Source organism: Streptomyces longispororuber (assembly GCF_014656095.1).
Lineage (GTDB): Bacteria > Actinomycetota > Actinomycetes > Streptomycetales > Streptomycetaceae > Streptomyces > Streptomyces longispororuber.
Genome location: NZ_BNBT01000088.1, coordinates 14,543 through 35,911, shown reverse-complemented (window position 1 = coordinate 35,911; position 21,369 = coordinate 14,543). Strand labels below are relative to the sequence as shown.

18 protein-coding genes and 1 pseudogene are annotated in these 21,369 nt (G+C 72.6%); 2 read left to right on the top strand and 17 right to left on the bottom strand.

The features are described 5' to 3' along the window. The 5 genes and pseudogenes from IE330_RS24325 to IE330_RS24305 all read right to left on the bottom strand — a co-directional run. Positions 1–821: pseudogene (locus IE330_RS24325) on the bottom strand (Rne/Rng family ribonuclease); the annotation flags it as partial. A gap of 242 nt (positions 822–1,063) precedes the next feature. After that, positions 1,064–1,885 carry a TIGR03936 family radical SAM-associated protein gene (locus IE330_RS24320; protein ID WP_373314719.1) on the bottom strand — a complete coding sequence of 274 codons (822 nt, stop codon included), beginning with the start codon at positions 1,883–1,885 and terminating at the stop codon, positions 1,064–1,066. 43 nt (positions 1,886–1,928) lie between these two features. Further along, entirely contained in the window at positions 1,929–3,074 is a 1,146-nt protein-coding gene (locus tag IE330_RS24315) for a hypothetical protein (RefSeq protein WP_373314718.1), read from the bottom strand. A 137-nt stretch (positions 3,075–3,211) separates the two neighbouring features. Then, positions 3,212–3,514, bottom strand: a complete 303-nt coding sequence (locus IE330_RS24310) for a hypothetical protein (protein ID WP_190138232.1) — start codon at positions 3,512–3,514, stop codon at positions 3,212–3,214. 96 nt (positions 3,515–3,610) lie between these two features. Continuing rightward, positions 3,611–4,039, bottom strand: coding sequence for a hypothetical protein (locus IE330_RS24305; protein WP_190138231.1), 429 nt, complete (start codon positions 4,037–4,039; stop codon positions 3,611–3,613). A 330-nt stretch (positions 4,040–4,369) separates the two neighbouring features. Between IE330_RS24305 and IE330_RS24300 the strand changes: the two genes are divergently transcribed. After that, positions 4,370–4,930: a DUF6023 family protein gene (locus IE330_RS24300; protein ID WP_190138230.1), complete on the top strand. Its 561-nt coding sequence runs from the start codon at positions 4,370–4,372 to the stop codon at positions 4,928–4,930. A 67-nt stretch (positions 4,931–4,997) separates the two neighbouring features. Here IE330_RS24300 and IE330_RS24295 read toward each other — a convergent pair whose 3' ends face one another. The 11 genes from IE330_RS24295 to folC form a co-directional block, all read right to left on the bottom strand. Then, on the bottom strand, positions 4,998–6,938 hold the full coding sequence (locus IE330_RS24295; protein WP_190138229.1) for a TIGR03960 family B12-binding radical SAM protein: 1,941 nt from the start codon (positions 6,936–6,938) through the stop codon (positions 4,998–5,000). Between the two features lie 92 nt (positions 6,939–7,030). After that, positions 7,031–8,650, bottom strand: a complete 1,620-nt coding sequence (locus IE330_RS24290) for a CYTH and CHAD domain-containing protein (RefSeq protein WP_190138228.1) — start codon at positions 8,648–8,650, stop codon at positions 7,031–7,033. Positions 8,651–8,760: 110 nt separating this feature from the next. Beyond that, positions 8,761–9,957, bottom strand: coding sequence for a rod shape-determining protein RodA (gene rodA, locus IE330_RS24285; protein WP_190138227.1), 1,197 nt, complete (start codon positions 9,955–9,957; stop codon positions 8,761–8,763). After that, positions 9,957–12,212, bottom strand: a complete 2,256-nt coding sequence (gene mrdA / locus IE330_RS24280) for a penicillin-binding protein 2 (RefSeq protein ID WP_190138226.1) — start codon at positions 12,210–12,212, stop codon at positions 9,957–9,959. Before mrdA ends, rodA begins: the two co-directional genes overlap by 1 nt. Further along, positions 12,209–12,436: a hypothetical protein gene (locus IE330_RS24275; protein WP_190138225.1), complete on the bottom strand. Its 228-nt coding sequence runs from the start codon at positions 12,434–12,436 to the stop codon at positions 12,209–12,211. Before IE330_RS24275 ends, mrdA begins: the two co-directional genes overlap by 4 nt. After that, positions 12,433–13,107, bottom strand: a complete 675-nt coding sequence (mreD, locus tag IE330_RS24270) for a rod shape-determining protein MreD (RefSeq protein WP_190138224.1) — start codon at positions 13,105–13,107, stop codon at positions 12,433–12,435. Before mreD ends, IE330_RS24275 begins: the two co-directional genes overlap by 4 nt. Positions 13,108–13,120: 13 nt before the next feature. Further along, the gene (gene mreC / locus IE330_RS24265) at positions 13,121–14,080 is read right to left on the bottom strand and encodes a rod shape-determining protein MreC (protein WP_190138223.1); all 960 of its coding nucleotides are present in this window, start codon (positions 14,078–14,080) and stop codon (positions 13,121–13,123) included. Between the two features lie 435 nt (positions 14,081–14,515). Continuing rightward, positions 14,516–15,535, bottom strand: a complete 1,020-nt coding sequence (locus IE330_RS24260; RefSeq protein WP_030362602.1) for a rod shape-determining protein — start codon at positions 15,533–15,535, stop codon at positions 14,516–14,518. Between the two features lie 351 nt (positions 15,536–15,886). Further along, positions 15,887–16,300, bottom strand: a complete 414-nt coding sequence (ndk, locus tag IE330_RS24255; RefSeq protein ID WP_190138222.1) for a nucleoside-diphosphate kinase — start codon at positions 16,298–16,300, stop codon at positions 15,887–15,889. Positions 16,301–16,664: 364 nt separating this feature from the next. Beyond that, positions 16,665–17,021 (bottom strand): DUF4233 domain-containing protein, encoded by a 357-nt coding sequence (locus IE330_RS24250; RefSeq protein WP_190138221.1) that lies wholly within the window; start codon positions 17,019–17,021, stop codon positions 16,665–16,667. 5 nt (positions 17,022–17,026) lie between these two features. After that, entirely contained in the window at positions 17,027–18,574 is a 1,548-nt protein-coding gene (gene folC / locus IE330_RS24245) for a bifunctional tetrahydrofolate synthase/dihydrofolate synthase (protein WP_190138220.1), read from the bottom strand. Between the two features lie 211 nt (positions 18,575–18,785). On the opposite strand from folC, the gene IE330_RS24240 reads away from it, so the two are divergent. Further along, a complete protein-coding gene (locus tag IE330_RS24240; RefSeq protein WP_190138219.1) occupies positions 18,786–19,793 on the top strand; it encodes a rod shape-determining protein in 1,008 nt (335 codons plus the stop codon). Between the two features lie 340 nt (positions 19,794–20,133). Here IE330_RS24240 and IE330_RS24235 read toward each other — a convergent pair whose 3' ends face one another. Continuing rightward, on the bottom strand, positions 20,134–21,360 hold the full coding sequence (locus IE330_RS24235) for a sensor histidine kinase (protein WP_190138218.1): 1,227 nt from the start codon (positions 21,358–21,360) through the stop codon (positions 20,134–20,136). Positions 21,361–21,369: the final 9 nt, after the last annotated feature.

The following is a 21,369-nucleotide window of genomic DNA, read 5'->3' as shown; positions in this document are numbered from 1 at the left end:
GCCTCCGGCTGCGCCTCGGCGGCGGGCTCCTCGACGGCGGGCTCCGGCGCGGCCTCGGCGGCCTCGGTACCGGCGTCCGCCGCGGTGGGCGTCGTGGGCGCGGACGCGGCACGGACCGCGCGGCGGCGCGTACGGCGCGGGGCCGCGGCCTCGGCCTCCGGCCGCGCCTCGGCGGCGGGCTCCTCGACGGCGTGCGCCTCGGCCACCGGCTCCTGCGGATCGACCTCGGCCGGTTCGGCCTTCTGGGTGGTCTTCGGCGCACCGGCCGGGGCCGACGCGCGGCGCGTGGCACGACGCCGCGTACGCCCGGCAGGCGCCGCCTCAGCGGCCTCAGCGGCCTCAGTGGTCTCGGGGGCCTCGGCGTCCGTCCCGTCGCCGGTGGTCAGCGGCGCGGCGGCGGTCGCGGCGGCCTCGGCCGGGGCCTGCTCGGCCTCCTGGGCCGTCTTCGGCGCACCGGCCGGGGCCGAGGCGCGACGCGTGGCACGACGCCGCGTACGCCCGGCAGGCGCCGCCTCGGCGGCCTCAGCGGTCGCGGATGCCTCAGAAGTCTCAGGAGCCTCGGTGGCCGTCTCGTCCTCGCCGGTCAGCGGCGCGGCGGCGGCCTCCGTCTCCTCGTCCACCTCGCTCTCCGCGTCCACGGCGGCGGCGGTGGGGTCCACGGTGGCGGGGGCGGCCGGTATGGCCGGCGCGGTGTCCGTGGCCGTGCCCGCGGGCGGTCCCGCGGGACGCGACGCGGCGCGGCGCCGACGGCGCGGCGGCAGCGTGTCGCTGGGGGTGCTGTTGTTCTGCGAGCCCTCGGTGGGGTCGTTCGGCTCAAGCATGCGGGCGGTTCTCCCGTCACGCTCCCGGGCGCCGCGCCTGTGCCGGACGTACCCGCGGCCCGCACCTGTCGCGGGGCCGCCATCCGGGGCGTGGGCGCCGCACGGGAGCTGTCTGTGTCTTGTCTCGCCGGTTCCGTACGCTCCTGGCGGACGGCCTGGCGAAAGTCTTCTGGTCAGTGCGCCGCCCGACCCAGGTGGCTCCCGAGTACGAGGGCGGCGCTGCGGTGTTCTCGGCGAGCGCCCTACGCGGGACCTTCCGGCACCGGCGCCGTCGCGGCGGCAGCCGGGGCGGCCTCCCCCTGGTGGGGGTGCCGGTCGGCCGGAGCGGCCGTGGCTGCCTCGCGGTCGGGCGCGAGCGGGTCGGTCACCGTGCCGGTCTCGTCATCGAAAAGCCCCTGCGCCAGCCTGGTCACCGCTGCGGGGACCGGCGGCGCCAGGTCGGCCACAGCTCGGAGACCGGACAGGACGTCGTCGGGTCGGACGGCGGGTGTCGCGTGCCGTACAACCAGCCGCAGTATCGCACAGGGCCTGTCCGTCGGCCTATCAGCGGCGGAGGCGAGCGCCTCCGGGGCGAGGACGTCCAGGCTCACGACGGCGGGGCGGGCGTCGAACGTGCGCATCCCGTTCTTCGTACGCCGCTGAACCTCGACGGTCCCGGCGGCGCGGAAGGCGGCGGCGGCCCGCTCGGCCTCGGCGGGCGCCACGCCGTCCAGGCGCAGCTCCCACACGGAGGCGGTGAGCCGGTCCGCGAGCCCGGAGGTGCGGGCCTCGACGGCGTCGGTGATGTCCAGGCCGTCGGGCAGCGACTCGTTGAGCAGCTCCCGCAGGGTGTGCGGGTCGCGGGGCTCGGTGAGCGCGATCTCCAGATACTCGGCCTCACTGCCCGTGCCGGTGGGTGCGGCATTGGCGTACGACACCTTCGGGTGCGGGGTGAAGCCGGCCGAGTACGCCATGGGCACCTCGGCGCGGCGCAACGCCCGCTCGAAGGCGCGCTGGAAGTCACGGTGGCTGGTGAACCGGAGGCGGCCGCGCTTGGTGTAACGCAGACGGATGCGCTGCGCCACGGGTGCGGGCGGCGGGCCTTCGGGCTGTCGCTTCCCCAGTGTCCTAGTCCTTCGTGAGTGCGGTCGTACTGCTGCCTAGGGTACGTCCCCGGCCGCTGTCCGGTTCCCGCCGGGCCTCGGGGCCCCGGGGGACGGGCACCTTCGCGCGGGACGCCCCGAGCAGCAGCCGCCGGACGTCCGCGCGGGCCTGCCGGGCGCTCTCGCGTACGGCGTCCAGCGCCTGCCGTCCGGCGCGGCCCACGGCCCGGGCGCCCTGGGCGACGGGGCGCCACAGCGCGTCGCGCGCGGCGTGCCCGACCGGCGTGAGCACGGTCCGGTACACCCAGCGCACCGGCTCCACCACGGTCCAGCGGAAGAGGCGCGCGAGGAAGCTCCACACGGCACGGGAGATGTGCCCGGCGATCCGCCACGCGTGGCCGAGGGCGTCCCCGATCTCCCGCGCGACGAGGGCGATCCCCCGGCCGATCGGGGCGAGGACCCAGCGCCACAGGGCGACGAGGGGCACCACGAAGATCCACCGCAAGAGGGTGCCGACGACGATCCCCACGCCGCGCCCGACCCACCAGACGCCGAGTCCGACGCCCCGCGCGACCCACCAGACGCCGAGCCCGACGCCTCGCAGCACCCACCAGACCCCGCGCAGCACCCACGCCGCACCGGCCCCGACGCCCCGCGCCAGCCAGGCGATGCCGTGGCCGAGGGGCGTGAGCACGCGCGCGTACAGCCACCGGGCCGGGGTGACCACGAGCACCCGCCCGAGCCAGGCGAGGCCGCGGCCGAGCGGCGTGAGCACCCACCGGTACAGCCACAGGGCGGGTACGACCACCAGCACCTGCCCCAGCCAGAGGAGTCCCAGGCCGAGCGGCGTGAGCACGTACCGCCACAGCCCCACCCAGGGCCACACGAAGACGGCCTTGCCGAGGAACAGGAGGACCGCGCCGATCCCCCGCCCCACCCAGGCGAGCGCCCGGCCCACGGGCCGCAGCGCCCGGTCGTACACGAACCGCCCGCACACCACGAGCGCGTCCCACGCGATCCGCACCGGCACCACGAGCACCAGGACCACGATCCGCAGCGGCAGCCGCAACGCCACCACCAGACACCCGTCACCCCGCACCGCGGGCTCCGGCACGCTCTCGCTCGCCCGCACGGGCTCAGACTCCTCCGGGAGCCGCTTCTCCAGGTCCATACCGACTGGGACGCCGTCACCGGCGCCCCGTTTCCCCCGTTTCCGAACTGGTACTTCCGGGATCGTACGCGTCGACCGCGCGCGGGGGCCGGGTGGCAGCGGCGCCCAGGTGAGCGGCGGGGCTCACCGGGCGCGCCTCAGTAGCGCAGCAGGCCGAGCACGACCCCGAGGGCGGCCGCACAGCCGGCGTGAGCGGCGGCAAGCAGGCACCACTCGGTGACGGGCATGCGCCAACGGCTACGGGCCAGCAAGCGCCACTCGTACACCGTGACGCCCAGGGCCGCGGCGAGAAGGGGCGCCCACAGGAGGGCCCACCAGGACCAGACGCCACCGAAGCGGAAGACGACGCAGACCACGCCGAAGAGGAACACGGCCGGCAGCCAGCCGGGAGCTTCTTCTGTCACCTTTCCGGCGGCCGCGGGCTCACTGTTGTCACTCACAGGAGATGACCTCTCAGTTCGTGCTGTGGGGGGAGAGGGGGTACGCCGCGCCGCGGGGGGCGCGGCGTACTCCGTTGGTCACTCAGGTGAGGCGACTCAGTGGAAGAGCTGCCAGATGCTGTACAGGTCGCTGCCGACACCGGCGGCAGCCAGCGGGTAACGGACCCAGGGGGACAGGCCGTTGTACCACTTCTTGAAGTCGTTGTACTTGCCCGCGACCGCCTTGGCGAAGCCGGGCACCTTCTTGAGCAGCTTCACGAGAGCGCCGAGCTTGCCCCCGGCCTTGAAGGCGACGTCACCGTTGGCCATGGCCCGCAGCTCGGCGCGGTCGGCCGCGCTGTACTTGATGTCGGACTTCAGCAGGGCGCGAGCCGCCGCCTGGATCCCCGCACGCTCCTGCGGAGAGGTGACTGCGGTGCGCGCGGTCCGGGCCTCGGAGTGGGCCTGCGCCACACCCCCGCCGACACCGAGGGCGAGGGCGGCGACTGCGGTGGCGGCGGCCATGCGTATCGTCTTGCGGTTCACGTATTCTTCCCTTGCGTACATAGCGCAAGGGGGCATGGAGAATTCCGGCACGTGCTCATGAAGCCGTCGGCTTGGACACTCTCGGCCCATGCCACGTCCGGCTCCATCCCCCTGTACGAACTAGTGATACATCCCACCGTTTGGCCTGGTCAGAGCCGGTACGGCGGGCGATCAAGAACTTATCCCGGTTTAACGGCATTCTCCAATCCGCACCCCGTGAACAACATCATGGAACGCCACAGTCCATTTCCCCGTCGCCACCCGGGACGCTGAACCGGCTCCGCTTCCACTTCATCCCTCACCATGACGCCCCACCGATAGGGAAAACCCATGCGCAGTACGTCGATGCGGCGCCCTCGGGGCCACCGGGTCTCCCCGCGGAGCGGACGCCGCGCGTGGGCGGCCTGCGCGCCGCTGGTGTTGGCGCTGCTGAGCGGCTGTACGAGCGGCTCGGGCGGTGCTGCGGACAAGGCGGACGGGCCCGGTCGGGCGCCCCGTTCCACGCCCACGACGGCCGCGCCGGACCGTGACGAGGCGGAGCTCGGTCGGCGGGTGCGGGAAGCTCTCGGCACGGAGTCGATCGACGATCGTGACCCCTTGTTCGTCGAGGCCGGGGTCGAGCGCGTCGGTGACGGGATCCACGCCCGGCCGGAGCTGGCCCCGGGGGCGGTGTACGAGGTGGTCGTGGCCTGCGCGGGGAAGGGGCGGATCAGCCTTTCGATCGGCGGGGAGCGGACGCGGCGCGGTGTGCGCTGTGACGGCGTGGCCACCGCCCGGCGCACGCCGGGGTCGCGGGAGACGGTGGAGATCGACGCCGCCGGGGAGCCCGGGGCCGTCGGCATGGTCGGGTGGCGCGTCAGCAAGGTCGGGGAGCAGGCCGAGAGCCCGTGAGCGGCTGTGCCCCGCGCCCGGGGAGCGGGGGCGGGGCACAGTCGGTCGCTGTGGCGGCGGCGCGGTGTCAGGTGGTCGCGGGGGACTTCTTCACCGTGAGCGGCAGCAGCTTCTTGCCCGTCGGTCCGACCTGGATCTCCGTCTGCATGGCCGGGCACACGCCGCAGTCGAAGCACGGCGTCCAGCGGCAGTCGTCGACCTCGGTCTCGTCGAGGGCGTCCTGCCAGTCCTCCCAGAGCCAGTCCTTGTCGAGGCCCGAGTCCAGGTGGTCCCAGGGCAGGACCTCCTCGTAGGTGCGCTCGCGGGTCGTGTACCAGTCGACGTCCACGCCGTACTGGGCCAGCGCCTTGTCCGCGCAGTCCATCCAGCGGTCGTAGGAGAAGTGCTCGCGCCAGCCGTCGAAGCGGCCGCCGTCCTCGTAGACGGCGCGGATGACGGCGCCGATGCGGCGGTCGCCGCGGGAGAGGAGGCCCTCGACGATGCCGGGCTTGCCGTCGTGGTAGCGGAAGCCGATGGAGCGGCCGTACTTCTTGTCCCCGCGGATCTTGTCGCGCAGCTTGGCCAGGCGGGCGTCGGTCTCCTCGGCGGAGAGCTGCGGGGCCCACTGGAAGGGGGTGTGGGGCTTGGGCACGAAGCCGCCGATGGACACCGTGCAGCGGATGTCGTTGGAGCCCGAGACCTCGCGGCCCTTCTGGATGACGTTCATCGCCATGTCGGCGATCTGCAGGACGTCGTCGTCGGTCTCGGTCGGCAGGCCGCACATGAAGTACAGCTTCACCTGGCGCCAGCCGTTGCCGTACGCGGTGGCGACCGTGCGAATCAGGTCCTCCTCCGAGACCATCTTGTTGATGACCTTGCGCATGCGCTCGCTGCCGCCCTCGGGGGCGAAGGTGAGGCCGGAGCGGCGGCCGTTGCGGGTCAGCTCGTTGGCCAGGTCGACGTTGAAGGCGTCCACGCGGGTGGAGGGCAGCGACAGGCCGATCTTGTCGTCCTCGTAGCGGTCCGCGAGGCCCTTGGCGATGTCGCCGATCTCCGTGTGGTCGGCGGAGGAGAGCGACAGCAGGCCGACCTCCTCGAAGCCGGTGGCCTTGAGGCCCTTCTCCACCATCTCGCCGATGCCGGTGATGCTCCGCTCCCGCACCGGGCGCGTGATCATGCCGGCCTGGCAGAAGCGGCAGCCGCGGGTGCAGCCGCGGAAGATCTCCACGGACATGCGCTCGTGGACGGTCTCCGCGAGCGGGACCAGCGGCTGCTTCGGGTACGGCCACTCGTCCAGGTCCATGACGGTGTGCTTGCTGACCCGCCACGGGACGCCGGACCGGTTCGGCACGACGCGGCCGATGCGGCCGTCGGGGAGGTACTCGACGTCGTAGAAGGCCGGGATGTAGACGCTGCCGGTCTTCGCGAGGCGGAGCAGGACCTCCTCGCGTCCGCCGGGGCGGCCCTCGGCCTTCCACTGCCGGATGATCTCCGTCATGTCGAGCACGGCCTGCTCGCCGTCGCCGATGATCGCCGCGTCGATGAAGTCCGCGATCGGCTCGGGGTTGAAGGCCGCGTGGCCGCCCGCGAGGACGATCGGGTCGTCCAGGGTGCGGTCCTTGGACTCCAGCGGGATGCCCGCGAGGTCCAGGGCCGTGAGCATGTTGGTGTAGCCCAGCTCCGTGGAGAAGCTCAGGCCGAAGACGTCGAAGGCCTTCACCGGGCGGTGGCTGTCCACCGTGAACTGCGGGACCTGGTGCTCGCGCATCAGCGCCTCCAGGTCCGGCCACACGCTGTACGTGCGCTCGGCGAGGACGCCCTCACGCTCGTTCAGGACCTCGTACAGGATCATGACGCCCTGGTTGGGCAGGCCGACCTCGTACGCGTCCGGGTACATGAGGGCCCAGCGGACGTCGCACTCGTGCCACGGCTTGACGGTGGAGTTGAGCTCGCCGCCTACGTACTGGATCGGCTTCTGCACATGCGGGAGCAGGGCTTCGAGCTGCGGGAAAACCGACTCGACAGACATCGCTGGACCTTCGTGAGCTGACAGGGGTGACCCTCAAGCCTAACGTGGCCGGGGCCGCCCCCCGTCACGCGCCGGGTGCGGCGCCCCGGCCCTCAGCCGCCGAGCGCCGCCCGCACCTTCGGCCGCGCCGCCCGCTCCCACACCCCGGGCAGCTCCCGCTCGCGGGCCGCCGCGGCCGCCTCCTCGCGGCCGTACAGCAGGCCCCACGTGTACGCGGACTCGCCCGCCGCGTGGGCCTGGACCGCGAGCTCGCGCAGGGTCCCGCGGGCGACGACGCTGTCCTGGTGCTCACCGAGGAGCGACTGGACGGCCTTCACGCGCTTGGCGAAGCGCCGGGCGGACCTGCCGAGGGCGGGCACGGCCGCCTCACCCGCGTACCGTGCGCGCTTGGCGGCCTTGCGCGCCTCGTGCAGCGCCGTGTCCCGCTCCTCGCCGGGGGCCAGGGCGAGGGCGTGCTCGACGCGGGCGGTGAGCCGGCCGTGCTCCTTCAGCAGGATTTTGGGCAGCACGGCGGCGGCGGGGGCCGCGGCGGCCTTGCGCAGCGGCGGGTCGGCGAGCAGGGCGTCGAGGCGGTCGAGCAGCGCCAGGTAGCGGTCGCCGTCCAGGACGGTGGTGGTGCGGTGGCGGGCCTCGGTGGCGCCCGCGACCGCCCAGACGCGCAGCCGGGCGTGGACCGGGCCGAGCAGCAGGGTGCGCGGGACGCCGTCGACGGCGGCGGTGAGGCGCTCGGTGAGGACCTCGTGGTCGCGGTCCACCCCCAGCTCGGCGGCCAGCCACTTCAGCTCCTCGCCCACGGGGTCGGTGACCGTCCGGTCGAGGACCTTGCGGTACGCCTTGAAGGTGCTGCGCAGACGCCGGGTGGCCACGCGCATCTTGTGGACGGAGTCGGGCAGCTCCTGGCGGACGGCGGGGTCCCAGGCCAGCAGGGCGTCGCGCTGGTGGCGGAGGTAGGCGAGGACGTGGGCCCCGGCGGTGCCGTCCGGCTCGCGGCGGCCGCCCGCACCGGCCCGGGGCTCGGAGTCCTTCCGGGCGCCCGCCGCGCGGCCGGTGGCCGCCGCCGTCTCGGCCAGCGCCCGGGCCAGCTTCGACGGCGCCTGCGACCGCCGTACGCCCGCCTTGCGCAGCTTCTTCTCCACCGCGTCCAGGAACGCCGGGTCGCGGCCGGCGGCCAGCTCGACCTCGATCTCGGTCCAGGCCGCGGTCCCGCCGCTGCCGCCGAGGCGCTCGGCGAGGACGCTGTCGACGCTGACGTCGGCGAGCGGGTCGCCGTCCGCGTCGAGGAGGCGGCGGACGTCGCGGGCGGTGCGCAGGCGTACGAGGGGGGTGAGCGGGGCGTCGCGCACGTGGGCGCGGACGAGGGCGCGCAGGGCGTCGGGCACGTCGTCCGACAGGGGCGCCCGCACCTCCTGGCGGGTGTCCTCGGCGGTGGGCACGGGCAGTTTCAGGTGCCAGCCCTCGTCGGCGCCGCCGGTGCGGCGGCGCAGGGTGACCGAGGCCGCGGCCAGGCGCTCGTCGGCGGTGTCGTAGTACACCGCGTCCAGGTCGGTGACGCCGTGGGCGGCGACGTCGGCGACGCCGGTGACGCCGCCGAGGTCGGGCAGCGAGCCGTCGGCCGCCGCGTCGTACTTCCGCTCGATTTCCTGTTCGGTCTCCGGGTCGGTGCCCGTGCCGGATCCGTGCCGGGTGTCCGCGTCGCGCTTCGTGTCCGCCATGAAGTGAACTTGGGCAGGATCCGGGGCGCTAAACGGGTCGGCCCCCACCTGTGGCCCCGGCGGCGGGGAACGCGCTCCCTCCGGGACGCCGGAGCGCCCCGGAGGGGAGGTCACGCCGACAGCGGGCGCTGCACCTTGATGGACTGCAGGAGTCCGACGGCCACCCAGACGGCGAACATGGACGTGCCGCCGTAGGAGACGAACGGCAGCGGGAGGCCCGCCACGGGCATGATACCGAGGGTCATGCCGATGTTCTCGAAGGACTGGAAGGCGAACCAGGCGATGATCCCGGCGGCCACGATCGTGCCGTACAGCTCGGTCGTCTCGCGGGCGATGCGGCAGGCGCGCCACAGCACGACGCCGAGCAGGAGCAGGATGGCGCCCGCGCCGACGAAGCCGAGCTCCTCGCCCGCGACGGTGAAGACGAAGTCGGTCTGCTGCTCGGGGACGAACTGGCCGGTGGTCTGCGAGCCGTTGGTGAGGCCGGTGCCGGTGAGGCCGCCGGAGCCGATGGCGATGCGGGCCTGGTTGGTGTTGTAGCCGACGCCCGCCGGGTCGAGCGCGGGGTTGGCGAAGGCCGCGAAGCGCGCGATCTGGTAGTCGTCGAGGACGCCGAGCTGCCATATGGCGACGCCGCCGAGCGCGCCCGCGCCGAGCAGGCCGAAGACCCAGCGGTTGGAGGCGCCGGAGGCGAGCAGGACGCCGAGGACGATCATCACTATCACCATGACCGAGCCCAGGTCGGGCATGAGCATGATGATCGCGACGGGGACGGCGGCGAGGCCGAGGGCCTGGACGACGGTGCGGTGGTCGGGGTGCTCCCGGTCACCGGCGTCGACGCGCGCCGCGAGCAGCATCGCCATCCCCAGGATGATGGTGATCTTGCAGAACTCGGCGGGCTGGAGCGACTGGCCCCCGACGACGATCCACGCGTGGGCGCCGTTGATGGTCGCGCCGAGCGGGGTGAGCACCAGCAGGATCAGGAACACCGAGATGCCGTAGAGGATCGGCACGGCGGTGCGCAGCATGGTGTGGCCGAGCCAGATCGTGCCCGCCATCAGCGCGAGGCCGATGCCGATGTTGATGACGTGCTTGATCAGGAAGGCGTACGGGTCGTCGCCGACCAGTTCGGTGCGGTTGCGGGTGGCCGAGTAGACGAGCGCCGAGCCGATCACGGAGAGCGCGAGGGCGGCGAGCAGTATCCACCAGTCCAGCCTGCGCAGCACCGAGTCGCGGGCGAACAGGCGGGACAGGGTGGAGCGCTCGGGCCCGTACCCCGAGACGGAGAAACCGCTGGTGCCGGCCACTAGTCACGCCTCCAGCCCGCGGGCGCGCCCGCGAGTTCCTGCTGGTCGTCCTGTTGCTGATCCTGCTGGTCCTGCGGGTCCTGCTGGTCCTGCGGGTCGCCCTGCTGCTGTTGCTGCTCCTGGAGCTCCTCGGGGGACTTGGGCTTCGCGGGCTTGAACGGCTTGACCTTCGGTGCGTCGATGGAGCCGTCGGGCTGGATCTTCGGCAGGGACTTCTGCGGCTTGGGCAGCAGGGCCTTCTTCAGGTCCTGGTTGCCCTCGTCGTCCAGGCCGTACATGGCGTTGTAGATCTGGCGCACGGCGGGCCCGGAGGCGCCGGAGCCCGTACCGCCCTGGGAGATCGTCATCACGATCGAGTAGTCCTCGGTGTACGTCGCGAACCACGACGTCGTCTGCTTGCCGTAGACCTCGGCGGTACCGGTCTTGGCGTGCATCGGGATCTTGTCCTGCGGCCAGCCGCCGAACCGCCAGGCGGCGGTGCCCTTGGTGGCGACGTCGGCCAGGGCACCGTCTATGTCCTTGCGCAGGGCCGCGTCCATGGGCAGCTTGCCGTGGGCCTTGGGCTTGATCTCCTCGATCCGCTTGCCGTCGGGGCTGACGATCGCCTTGCCGACGGTGGGGTTGTAGAGGGTGCCGCCGTTGGCGATGGCGGAGTAGATCGTGGCCATCTGTATCGGCGTGACGAGGGTGTCGCCCTGGCCGATGGAGTAGTTGACGGAGTCACCGGCGCGCATCTTCATGCCTTCGAGGCAGTTCTCGTACGCGATGCGCTCGGCGTAGTCGCCGCCCTTCTTGCCCTGCTTGCACCAGGCGTCCTTGTTGGCCTTCCAGTAGTCCTTCTTCCACTGGCGGTCCGGGACGCGGCCGGTGACCTCGTTGGGCAGGTCGATGCCGGTCTCCTTGCCGAGGCCGAACTGGTGGGCGGTCCTGTAGAACCAGTCCTTGGGGTCCTTCTTGGGCTTGTTGCCGCCGTCCTTGCGCCACTCGTCGTGCGAGAGCTTGTAGTAGACGGTGTCGCAGGAGACCTCAAGGGCCTGGCCGAGGGTGATGTTGCCGTGGCCCTGGGACTCGAAGTTCTTGAAGACCTGGCCGCCGATCGAGTACGAGCTGGGGCAGGGGTAGCTGCCGTGGAACTCGTAGCCCGCGTTGACCGCGGCCGTGGTCGGGATGACCTTGAAGATGGAGCCGGGGGCGGCCTGGCCCTGGATGGCGCGGTTGAGCAGCGGGTAGTTGGACTTCTTGCCGGTGAGCTTGGCGTAGTCCTTGCCGGAGATGCCACCGACCCAGGCGTTCGGGTCGTACGTCGGGTTGGAGGCCATGGCGATGACGCGGCCGGTCTTGTTCTCCATGACGACGACGGCGCCCGCGTCGGCCTTGTAGTTCTCGCCGGTGTTCTTGTCGAACTCCTGGCGGGCCTTCTTCATCGCGTCGTTCAGCCAGTACTCGGCCGCCGCCTGGACGCGGGCGTCGATGCTGGTGACGACGTTCGAACCGGGTTCGGCCTTGTCCGACTTCGCCTTCCCCATGACGCGGCCGAGGTTGTCGACCTCGTAGCGGGTGACGCCGGCCTTGCCGCGGAGCTGCTTGTCGTACGTGCGCTCCAGGCCGGAGCGGCCGACCTGGTCGGAGCGGAGGAAGGGCGAGTCGGTGTCCTTGGCCTTCTCGATCTCCTCGTCGGTGACGGGCGAGAGGTAGCCGAGGACCTGCGCGGTGTTGGCCTTGCCGGGCGCGGCGTAGCGGCGGACGGCGGTGGGCTCGGCGGTGATGCCGGGGAAGTCCTCGGAGCGCTCGCGGATCTGGAGGGCCTGCTTGGGCGTGGCCTCGTCGGTGATCGGGATGGGCTGGTACGGCGAGCCGTTCCAGCAGGGCTGGGGGGTCTTGGAGTCGCAGAGGCGGACCTTGTCGGCGACGTCCTTGGTGCTCATGCCGAGGACGGCGGCGAGCTTGGCGAGGACCGCCTTGCCGTCGTCCTTCATCTTCATCAGCTCGGTGCGCGAGGCGGAGACCACGAGCCGGGTCTGGTTGTCGGCGAGGGGCACGCCGCGGGCGTCGAGGATCTCGCCGCGCACGGCGGGCTGGACGACCTGCTGGACGTGGTTGCCGGAGGCCTCCTCGGCGTACTCGGCGCCGTTGCGGACCTGGAGGTACCAGAGGCGGCCGCCGAGGGTGAGGAGCAGCGAGACGACGAGGATCTGGATGACGACGAGGCGGATCTGCACGCGCGGCGTGCGGCCCGTCTCCGGGATGTTGGTCACTGCTTCGCTCCTCCCCTGGTGACGCGGCCGGTGACGCGGCTGGTGTCGTGACCGGTGACGTAGTCGGCGACTCGGCCGGTGACGCGGCCGGTGACGTAGTCGGTGACTGGGCCGGTGACGTGGCTCGCGGCCCGGTCGGCGGCGCCGGCACCGGCTCCCCCGGTGGCGTCGCCGGGCGCCCGCGGGTGCGCGGCCGTGCCGGGTGGCGACTGCGGTGCGCTCACAGGCGCTTGACCCCCTTGATGCGTCCGGCGCGGGCCGCGCGGGCCTTGACCGCCTTCATCCGCAGCCCGGCGCCGCGCTGGCTGCCGATGCGCAGGCCGGTGCCGGAGGCCAGGAAGCCGTTGGAGACGTCGGCGGCCTTGGTGGTGGCGGGGCTCTCGCCGAGCGGGTCGTTCTCGGCACGGCGGGCGATCGTGATGATCAGCGGGATGGTGAACGGCGCCAGCAGCAGGTCGTACAGCGCGGCCGTGAAGAGCAGCCCGCCCAGGCCCACGTGCCGGGCCGCGCCGTCGCCGACGAGGGCGCCCACGCCCGCGTACAGGAGCGTGGAGCCGATGGCGGCGCCGACCACGACGACGAGCGGGCCGCTGGCGGAGCGGAGGCGGCCGGTCTCGGGCTTGGCGAGGCCGGCGAGGTAGCCGATGACGCACAGCACGAGGGCGTAGCGCCCGGCGGCGTGGTCGGCGGGCGGCGCCAGGTCGGTGAGCAGGCCCGCGCCGAAGCCGATCAGGGCGCCGCCCACGTGGCCGTAGACGAGGGCGAGGCCGAGCACGGTGAGCAGCACCAGGTCGGGGACGGCGCCCGGCAACTGGAGCCGGGCCAGGACGCTGACCTGGACGACGAGGGCGACCACGACCAGGGCGCTGGAGAGCAGGATCCGGTTGAAGCGCATGGTGTCAGTGCTCCTACTGCTCGTTCTGCTCGGTGCCGTCGGCTCCGTCGGCCGGGGCCTGTCCGGAGGGCGTGGCGGTGACCGTCACGGTCGGGGCGGGCTTGGGCTTCTTGGGCCGGGGCGGCAGGACGGTGTCGCGCGGGTCCTTGCGGGGGGCCTCCACGACGACGCCGACGACGTCGAGCCGGGTGAACCCGGCGTACGGCCGGACGTACACGTTGCGGGTCAGGTCGCCGCGGGAGGGGTCGATGCGGACGACCTCGCCGACCGGGACGCCGGGCACGAACGGCTTGTCGGCCTGTGAGCCGAAGGTCACCAGCCGGTCGCCCTTCTTGACCTTGGCCTTGCCGTTGAGCATCTGGACGCGCAGCGGCCGGTCGCCCTGGCCGGAGGCGAAGCCGAGCTCGTCGGTCTTCTCCATGCGGGTGCCGACGGTGAAGTCGGGGTCGTTGGCGAGCAGCACGGTCGCGGTGGACGGGCCGACGGTGGTGACGCGGCCGACCAGGCCGTCGCCGTTGAGGACCGTCATGTCGCGCTTGATGCCGTCGTTGGCCCCGGCGTCGATGGTGACGGTCCAGGAGAAGCCCTGGGCGGCTCCTATGCCGATGACCTCGGCGCCCTTGATGCCGTACTGGCCGGCGCCCGCCTTCTTCAGCAGGTCGTCGAGCTGCTTGACCCGGCTGCGGTTGCGGTCGTCGCTGCCGAGCTTGGCCTTCAGCGCGGCGTTCTCCCGCTCGAGCTGCGCGATGCGGTCGTGGCGGTCGCCGGAGTCGCGGACCGCGCCGATGGCGTTGCCGATCGGGTCCACGGCACCGGCCATGCCGTCCTCGACCGGGCCGAAGACGGTGGCGGCGGCCCGTCGGGCACCGTCGACCGGTGAGTCCTCACCGCCGCGGATGTCCACCGTGATCAGTGCGAACGCGATGGCGATCAGCAGCACCAGGAGCAGCCGGCTCTCTCGTGTGTCCCTCACGTGCGGCGGCCGTGCCTTCCTCAAGTCGGAATCTACGGAAATCTACTGAGCGGAAATCTATGAAACCGCGCGCGGGCGAGTGCGCGCGGAATTGTGGACTCTCGCCGTTTCTCGGTGTTGCGCGGGGTCGTGCGGCATTGCAGGGGTTCTCGGTTGTTCTCGGTTGTTCTCGGTGGTGCGGGGGGTTCCGTCGGTGAAGCGGTGTTTCCCGGTGCTGCTGGTGTTCCTGAGTGGTGCGGTGCGGGTGTTCCCCGGTGGTGCGGTACGGGTGTTTCTGCTGGTGCTCGGTGGTCACCGGGGTCGCCCGGGCGGTGCGCCGGGTACGGCGTACGCGGCGCGGGGCGCGGGCGGCGGGTCCGGTGGGTGGTGTTTCCATATCAACGATCCGCCGTACGAGGCGGCAGGCACTCGTACGGCGGATCCTTTCACGTCAGGTCATCTGCGCGGCTGGGCGTCCAGCACCTGCTGGAGCGCCTCGAACTCCTCGACGCACTTGCCCGAGCCGAGCGCCACGCTGTCGAGCGGGTCCTCGGCGATGTGGATCGGCATGCCCGTCTCGCGGCGCAGCCGCTCGTCCAGGCCGCGCAGGAGCGCGCCGCCGCCGGTCAGGACGATGCCGCGGTCCATGACGTCGCCGGAGAGCTCCGGCGGGCACTTGTCGAGCGTGGTCTTGACCGCGTCGACGATGGCGTTGACCGGCTCCTCGATGGCCTTGCGGACCTCGGCCGCGGAGATGACCACGGTCTTGGGCAGGCCGGAGACCAGGTCACGGCCGCGGATCTCGGTGTGCTCGTCGGCGTCCATGTCGTACGCGGAGCCGATGGTGATCTTGATCTGCTCCGCCGTGCGCTCACCGAGGAGGAGGGAGTACTCCTTCTTGATGTGCTGGATGATCGCGTTGTCCAGCTCGTCGCCCGCGACGCGGATGGACTGTGCCGTGACGATTCCGCCGAGGGAGATGACGGCGACCTCGGTGGTGCCGCCGCCGATGTCCACCACCATGTTGCCCGTGGCCTCGTGCACGGGCAGGCCGGAGCCGATGGCCGCGGCCATGGGCTCCTCGATGATGTGCACCTGGCGGGCTCCGGCCTGCGAGGAGGCCTCGATGACGGCGCGGCGCTCGACCCCGGTGATACCGGAGGGCACACAGACGACGACGCGCGGGCGGGCCAGGTAGCGACGCTTGTGGATCTTCAGGATGAAGTAGCGGAGCATCCGCTCGGTGATCTCGAAGTCGGCGATGACGCCGTCCTTCAGCGGGCGCACCGCGACGATGTTGCCCGGCGTGCGCCCGATCATCTTCTTCGCTTCGGCCCCGACCGCGAGGATGCCGCCGGTGTTGGTGTTGATCGCGACGACGGACGGCTCGTTGAGTACGATCCCCCGACCCCTGACGTACACCAGCGTGTTGGCGGTCCCGAGGTCGACAGCCATGTCACGGCCGATGAACGACATGTTGTTCCCCATGAGGATGCGTCTGGCCTTCCCTAGTGGAGCGTGTGATGGCTTGTTAGGTAGGCGAGGTGGGTGCTGTGTGGCGTGGAGGCTTCCATCGTAGTCTCGCCCGCACGCGCACGGCGCGAGGGTCTCCGCCATTGTCAGCAGATGATGGGCCGCCCCGCTCTTGGAGACGTGCCATCCGTGGCGGGGGTTCCCCCGAATGGGGCGCATATGACAAAAGGACGGCCGAATTCCTTCGGCCGTCCCTGGTCAGCGGGGAGGTCGCCGGCGCCCTCTCCCGACGCGTACGGCTGACGGCGTGTCAGGCCCAGGGCGTCGGGGGGACCGGCACCACCGCACCGGGGGTCAGGCGAGCCCCGGGAAGAAGATCTTCAGCTCGCGCGCGGCGGACTCCTCGGAGTCGGAGGCGTGCAGGAGGTTCTCGCGGACGATGGTGCCGAAGTCGCCGCGGATGGAGCCGGGGGCGGCGGCGATCGGGTCGGTCGGCCCGGCGAGCTGCCGCATGCCCTCGATCACGCGCTCGCCCTCGACCACGAGGGCGACGACGGGCCCGGAGGACATGAACGCCACCAGCGGCTCGTAGAAGGGCTTGCCCTTGTGCTCGCCGTAGTGCGACTCCAGCGTCTCCTGGTCTAGGCTGCGCAGCTCCAGCGCGGAGATGGTCCAGCCCGCCTTGCGCTCGATACGGCCGATGACCTCCCCGATCAGACCACGGCGGACCGTGTCGGGCTTGAGAAGGACGAGCGTGCGCTGGCTCATGGTGTGCGGCTCCAAGCGGGTGTCTTCACGATCACATGCGATGGGTCCGCACGATACCGGGACCACTACGGAGGGTGGCCACCGGGTGAGTAACCCGGACCGAGACCGCCCTCCGCGAACGGCCTCGGTTACGGGATGCGTCCCGTCGACGGGAACCCCGACAGCTCCCACCCCATCCGGCGCCTCCCCCGAGCCCGGACGAACCCAGCTACGAATCCAGCCCGTCCGGCGCTTGAGGACGAGCGCGCAGCGCGATGAACAGCAGACGACCCGCACCCGACGACACAAGCCCGCAGACCAACCAGCCCGTCCGGCGCCTGAGGACGAGCGCGCAGCGCGACAAGCCCCCCGGGGCCCAGGGGGCTCAGCCCCCGGAGCCCTCCCCCTGCTCAGCCAGCGCGGCAAACCGCGCCTTGGCTTCGTCGACCTTCCGCCCGAAGTGCACCGACGCCCACCACAGGGCGGCGAACATCGCCCCCATCACGAACATCATCGGCACCACGAACCCGCTCACGATCAGCGCGATCTGCAGCGCCCAGCCGAGCTGGACGCCGCCGGGCCGGGTGACCATGCCGCACAGCAGCAGGGACAGCGCCATGGCGACCCCGCACACCGTCCAGACGGTGCCCACCTCCAGGTCCGGGTCCTTCATGGCGACCAGACCGGCGAAGCCGATGACGAGGAACTCGCCGATCAGGGTGGACGAACAGAGCGTACGCACAGCGGTCAGCCCCTCCCCAGGAGCAGTCGGGCCTCGCCGACGGTGATGACGGAGCCGGTGACCAGGACGCCGCCGCCCGCGAACTCGCCCTCCTCCTCCGCGAGGGTGATCGCCGCCTCCAGGGCGTCGTCCATACGCGGCTCGACCTGGACGCGGTCGTCGCCGAAGACCTCGACGGCGAGGGCCGCGAGCTCGTCCGCGCCGAGCGCCCGGTCGCTGGAGTTCTGCGTGACGACGACCTCGGCGAGGATCGGCTCGAAGGCCTCCAGCATCCCGCGCGCGTTCTTGCCGTCGCTCACGCCGAGCACGCCGATCAGCCGGCTGAAGTCGAAGACCTCGCTGATCGCGGCGGCGGCGACGCGGGCCCCGGCGGGGTTGTGCGCGGCGTCCAGGACGACGGTCGGCGAGCGGCGTACGACCTCCAGGCGGCCCGGCGAGGTGACCGTGGCGAAGGCCTTGCGGACGGTCTCGATGTCCAGCGGCTCCGCGCGCTGCGCGCCGACGCCGAAGAACGCCTCGACGGCGGCGAGCGCCACCGCCGCGTTGTGCGCCTGGTGCTCGCCGTGCAGCGGCAGGAACACCTCCTCGTACTCGCCGCCGAGCCCGCGCAGCGTGAGGAGCTGGCCGCCGACGGCGACCCGGCGGCCCACGACCCCGAACTCCAGCCCCTCGCGGGCGACGGTGGCGTCGACGTCGACGGCCTTCTTCAGCAGCACCTGCGCGGCCTCGACCGGCTGCTGGGCCAGGATGACCGTCGCGTCCTGCTTGATGACGCCGGACTTCTCGGTGGCGATCTCCGCGTGCGTGGTGCCGAGCCGGTCGGTGTGGTCCAGGTCGATGGGGGTGACGACGGAGACCGTGCCGTCGATGACGTTCGTGGCGTCCCAGGTGCCGCCCATGCCGACCTCGACGACGGCGACGTCGACCGGGGCGTCCGCGAAGGCCGCGTACGCCATGCCGGTGAGCACCTCGAAGAAGGAGAGCCGGTGCTCCTCCTTGGCGTCGATCAGCTCCACGTACGGCTTGATGTCCTGGTACGCCTCCACGAAGCGCTCGGCGGCGATCGGGGCGCCGTCCAGGCTGATGCGCTCGGTGATCGACTGCACGTGCGGGGAGGTGTAGCGCCCGGTGCGCAGCTCGAAGGCGCCGAGGAGGGCCTCGACCATGCGGGCCGTGGACGTCTTGCCGTTGGTGCCCGTGATGTGGATCGACGGGTACGCGTGCTGCGGGTCGCCCAGGACGTCCATCAGCGCGGCGATGCGGCTCAGGGTGGGGTCCAGCTTGGTCTCGGGCCAGCGGGCCATGAGCTCCGCCTCGGCCTCGCGCAGCGCCCGGTCCACCTCCGGGTCGGCGGGGCGGGCCGGTACGTCGGCCTGCGGCGGGCCCGCCTGGGTGCGCAGGGTACGGCTGCCCGCCTCGATCACGGCGAGGTCCGGGTCGCGGTCGGTCTCGGCCGCGACGATCTCGTCGAACTCGTCGGGCCGGACGGAGGAGTCGGCCGCGCCGCTCTCGTCGTCGTCGTGCGGGTTGTCGTGCGGAGGGAGGTGGCTCACGTACGCCAGTCTACGGAGGCGGGTTCTGGCGTGGGCGCCCGAGGGGTGGGGTCGTATAGGGGGCTTCGCCCCTTTCCCCCTTTCTTTGGCGCTTCGCGCCTCGTCCTCAAGCGCCGGACGGGCTGTGACCCCGGCCTCGGGACTTTGGGCCTGTCCGTTTCGGGACCTTGGTCCCTCCGTCGTCCTGGGGGACCCGGCAAACTTGGCGATCATGGACATAGGGATCGACCTCGGTACCGCCAACACGCTTCTGTACGTCCGCGGTCAGGGCATCGTGCTCAACGAACCGTCCGTGGTCGCCGTCAAGGAGGGCGCCCGCGGCGCGCTCGCCGTCGGGACGGAGGCCAAGGAGACCATCGGCCGCACCCCCGGCTCCATCACCGCGATCCGTCCCCTCAAGGACGGCGTGATCAGCGACTACGAGGCGGCCGAGGAGATGATCCGGCACTTCGTGCGCAAGGCCGTGCCGGGTCGCCGGCCGCGTACCCGCATGGTGGTGTGCGTGCCCAGCGGGGTCACGCCCGTCGAGCGGCGCGCCATCGTGCACGCCTCGCAGCGGGCCGGGGCGCGGGCCGTGCACCTCGTGGAGGAGCCGATGGCCGCGGCGATCGGCGCGGGGCTGCCCGTCGCCGAGCCGCGGGGCTCCATGGTCGTCGACATCGGCGGCGGCACCACGGAGGTCGCCGTGATCTCCCTCGGCGGCATCGTCACCGCCCAGTCCCTGCGGGTGGGCGGCGACCGGCTCGACGCCGCGATCACCGACTACGTCCGCAAGGAGCACGCCCTCCTCATCGGCGAGCGCACCGCCGAGGACATCAAGGTCGCCATCGGTTCGGCGTGGCCGGTGCCCGGTGAGGACGCTTTCGAGATGCGCACGTTCACGGTGCGGGGGCGGGAGAAGGTGCGCGGTCTGCCCAAGACCGTGGACCTCACCGTGCGGGAGGTGCGGGCCGCGCTCGACGAGCCCGTCGAGGCCGTCATCGCCGCGGTGCGGGCCACGCTGGAGGAGTGCCCGCCCGAGCTGTCCGGGGACGTCATGGAGCACGGCATCGTGCTGACCGGGGGCGGGGCGCTGCTGCCCGGCCTCGACCTGCGGCTGGCGTCCGCCACGGGGATTCCGGTCTTCGTGGCGGAGGATCCGCTGGACAGCGTGGCGCTGGGGTGCGGGAAGTGCGTGGAGGACTTCGAGGGGTTGGAGCGGGTGATGTCCGCGGCGTAGCCCTCGGGCCGGGCGGGGGGACGGGGCCTTGCCCCTGGCCCCGGTTCTTGGTCCGGGGCGGTCCGGGGGTCTGTGGTGGTGCGGGCCTGATGAGCTGTGGCTGCTTGGCTGCTTGGCTGCGCCGCAAGCCTTTCCCACCCACCCGCCCGTGCGGCCCCGGCGACCAGGTGGCGGCCGGGCCCACCGCCCCCGAGCCCCCTGCAATCCTCCGCCGAGCGTCCTGTGCCTTCCCCACCCACCCGCCCGTACAGCCCCACCGACCAGGTCGCGGCCGTGCCCCTGAAGCCCCCCGGCCACCCCGCCTGGCGGCCGGGTGGTGTCCTGAGCGGAGTCCGGCGTCTCAAGTCTGGTCGTCGAGCGGGAGGTCCGCCGTGACCTCGTAGTGGTCCGCTCGCGGGCCGGCGGCGAACGTGCCGCCGAGTGTCCACACCCGCTCCCCCATCCCCGCGGTGCCGGTCCCCGCGGACACGGGCGGCGGGGCGGCGGTGGCGGCCTGGTCCGCGGTCTCGCCGGTGGCGGCGGGCCGTGGCTCCTGCGGGGCTCCCGGCGCCCCCACGGGCAGCGCGTTGCGGACGCTCACCCGGAGGCGGCCCTCGCGGACCGTCACCCGTACCTTCACCTCCGCCCCGGGCGCGTGCTTCGCCGCGTTCGTGAGGCACTCCTGGACCACCCGGTGCACCGCCGCCTGCCGCAGCGGCGAGAGCCGGTACGCGGCGGCGTCGACGGCGAGGTCGACCGGGCTGCCCGCGCGGCGGCTGCTCTCGGCCAGGCCGGGGAGGGCCTCCAGGCCGGGAGTGGGGCGGCCGGCCACGTCGCGCTGGATGATGATCTCGTTCAGCAGCCGGTGCGCGGAGCGCGCGGTCTCCGACAGCTCCTCGAAGCCCTCCTCGTACGGGCTGCCCGCCGCCCGCCGCGCCAGCACCTGCGAGCGGACGCTGAGCAGCGTCAGCTCGCGGCCCACGAAGTCGTGCACGTCGCGCGCGATGCGGTCCCGCTCGCGCTGCACCGCGTGCAGCGTCTCGGTCTCGGCCCGCTGGGCCTGGAGCGCCCGGACGAGGTCCTGCCGGTTGGCGGCCACGCCCACCCCGGCCGCGAGCGCCCCGATCGGTACGACCAGGCTGAGGAACTCGGCGAGCGTGTCCCCCCTGTGCACCGGCCAGCCCGGCAGGTTGAACATCACGTACGCGAACGAGATGTAGCCGACCACGCCCGCCGCGGCGGCGGCCCGGCCCCGGTAGCGCGCCAGCGAGTACAGGGCGAACTGCGCCAGCGTCAGCTCGTGCAGCCACCCGAGCAGCCCCAGCGCGACCAGGTACGGCACCCAGGGCACGACCCGCCGGAGCAGCAGCGTCGCCGCGCCCGCCGCGAGGACGAGCGCGGCCGTGACCCCGCTCAGCGAGTTGTCGGCGGCGGCCAGGCCCGGCACGTCCAGGGCCATCAGCGCGAGGCAGGCCAGGGCGGTCAGGACGTCCAGCGCACGGGGTTCGCGTGTGCAACGCCGAGCGAGGCGGCGGCCCGCGGCCACCGCCTGGCTGAGCGCCGTGACAGCGGCGGGCCGGTCGTGCATAGCCCCTCC

Coding starts and splice junctions, on each gene's coding strand:
- IE330_RS24315 (WP_373314718.1), bottom strand. CDS start 3,074: ATGGACCTGGAGAAGCGGCTCCCGGAGGAGTCTGAGCCCGTGCGGGCG.
- IE330_RS24300 (WP_190138230.1), top strand. CDS start 4,370: ATGCGCAGTACGTCGATGCGGCGCCCTCGGGGCCACCGGGTCTCCCCG.
- IE330_RS24295 (WP_190138229.1), bottom strand. CDS start 6,938: ATGTCTGTCGAGTCGGTTTTCCCGCAGCTCGAAGCCCTGCTCCCGCAT.
- IE330_RS24290 (WP_190138228.1), bottom strand. CDS start 8,650: ATGGCGGACACGAAGCGCGACGCGGACACCCGGCACGGATCCGGCACG.
- mreD (WP_190138224.1), bottom strand. CDS start 13,107: ATGCGCTTCAACCGGATCCTGCTCTCCAGCGCCCTGGTCGTGGTCGCC.
- IE330_RS24260 (WP_030362602.1), bottom strand. CDS start 15,535: ATGTCGTTCATCGGCCGTGACATGGCTGTCGACCTCGGGACCGCCAAC.
- ndk (WP_190138222.1), bottom strand. CDS start 16,300: ATGAGCCAGCGCACGCTCGTCCTTCTCAAGCCCGACACGGTCCGCCGT.
- IE330_RS24240 (WP_190138219.1), top strand. CDS start 18,786: ATGGACATAGGGATCGACCTCGGTACCGCCAACACGCTTCTGTACGTC.
- IE330_RS24235 (WP_190138218.1), bottom strand. CDS start 21,360: ATGCACGACCGGCCCGCCGCTGTCACGGCGCTCAGCCAGGCGGTGGCC.